General features: G+C 74.0%; 1 protein-coding gene. It reads left to right on the top strand.

Features of this window, described 5'->3' with window-relative positions; all coding sequences use genetic code 11:
- On the top strand, positions 1 to 1724 hold a 1724-nt coding region (locus tag QH283_RS08400), incomplete at its 5' end, for a protein kinase (protein ID WP_348538268.1).
- Between the last annotated feature and the right edge of the window lie 88 nt (positions 1725 to 1812).

Below are 1812 nucleotides of genomic sequence, written 5' to 3'. Positions count from 1 at the left end.
GGTTGAAGGCCGCCGACATCGCCCACGCCCGCCCCGGCGACCGGATCGGCGATTTCGAGTTGCGCACCGAACTGGGCGCGCGGTCCGCCGGCCGCGTGTTCCTGGCCAGGCAGCTGTCCATGCAGCGCCTGGTCGCGTTGCGGCTGACCGATCGAGCCGGCGGCGCGCCGCGTCCGATGGCGCGTTTCGACCATCCGCACATCGTGCGCGTCTACGACCAGCGCCTGCCCACCGGCGACGTCGACGGCACCGCCGCACTGGTGTGGATGGAGTACCTGCCCGGCGGCACCGCCGAGCACCTGCTCGCCCTGCGCCGCGCCCATCCCGGACCCGCGAGCGGGGCGCTGCTGCTGCGCGCGGTGGACACGGCGATGGAGGCCAAGGGTGAGATCGCCCCCTCGGACTCGGCCGTCCGGCGCGCTGTCGCCCGCCTCACCTGGCCGGAGACGGTGGCCTGGATCGGGCGCGGGCTGGCGGGGGCCCTCGACTACGCCTCCCGCCAGGGCATCGCGCACCGGGCGATCAAACCGGCGAACGTCGTCTTCACCGCCGAGGGCGTGCCGAAGCTCGCCGACTTCGCTCTCGGACCCGTCGGGGAGACGCGGCCGCCCGGCCCGAGCGAGGTCGCCTCGGGCACCGCCGAGGACATCCACGCGCTCGGTGTGCTGCTGTGGGAATTGCTGACCGGGGAATCCCCCGCTCCCACAGGCGCCGGCTCGTCACCTCGGCCGCCGGCCCCGGCGCCGACGGGTGAGCCGCTGGCCGACTGCCCGCCCGCCCTGCGTCGGGTGCTGGCCACCTGCCTCGACCCGGACCCGGGCCGCCGCTGGCCGGACGCGGGCGTGCTGACCCGGCAACTGGACCTGTGCCTCGACCAGCGCGCCAGAGACCTGGTCGACCCGCCGCCGGACAGCTGGCGGCGGCGGCTGCGCCCGTGGCGGGTGCCGCTGGTGGTGGCGGCGGTGGCGGTGCCGAACCTGCTGGCCTCGCTGTACAACATCGACCACAACCGGGCGCTGGTCACCGGGCGGCTGTCGCAGCGCACCCAGGATCTGTTCGCGGTGTCCACCCTGGTGAGCAATGTGCTGTTCTTCGGGCTGGCCGCGATCCTGCTGACCTGGTGGTCGCGCCGGGTGGTGACGGTTCCGCGCGGCCTGGCCCGCGGCGAGCGGTACTCCCCGCGCGAACTGGCCGCGGCCAGGAAGGCCGCGATCCTGCTCGGCGACCGCAGCGTGCTGGTGGGCTTGGCGTTCTGGATGATCAGCGCGGTCACCTACCCGGCCGGGGTGACGCTGGCGGGCGACGAACTCGCGCCGCACGCCTTCGCCCACTTCCTGGCCTCGCACGCGGTGTGCGGGGCGATCGCCCTGGCGTACCCGTTCTTCCTGGTCGACTTCTACATCGTGCGCTGCGTCTACCCGATGCTGCTCGGACCGGACACCGCGGACGCGGAGGATGTCGCGCTGTTGCGCGGTCTGCGCCGCCGCTGCGTCGGCTACCTGCTGGTGGCCGCGTCGATTCCGCTGCTGGCGGTGGCGGGGGTGACGCTGCTGCCCGCCGCCGACATCGAGCAGATCATCGTGGCGGTGCGGGTGTTGTGCATCGGCAGCATCGTCATGTTCGTGGCCGTCTACCTGCTGTTCGGCGCGCTGGAACGCGACCTGGCCGCGCTGGAGCGGGTGGTGTCCCCGCCGCGGACGGCCGCGCTCACCGTGGTCGGGTAGCGGGCCGTGGGCCGGGGGTCAAGCGCCCCCCGAAACCCGGGGGGGGAGGGTGGCGATGTTTGGCAGGTAGCGATAGCGCGCGGCGGAT

Source organism: Nocardia farcinica, from assembly GCF_029867845.1.
Taxonomy (GTDB): Bacteria; Actinomycetota; Actinomycetes; order Mycobacteriales; family Mycobacteriaceae; genus Nocardia; species Nocardia farcinica_A.
This window is presented reverse-complemented; position numbering and strand designations above follow the sequence as displayed.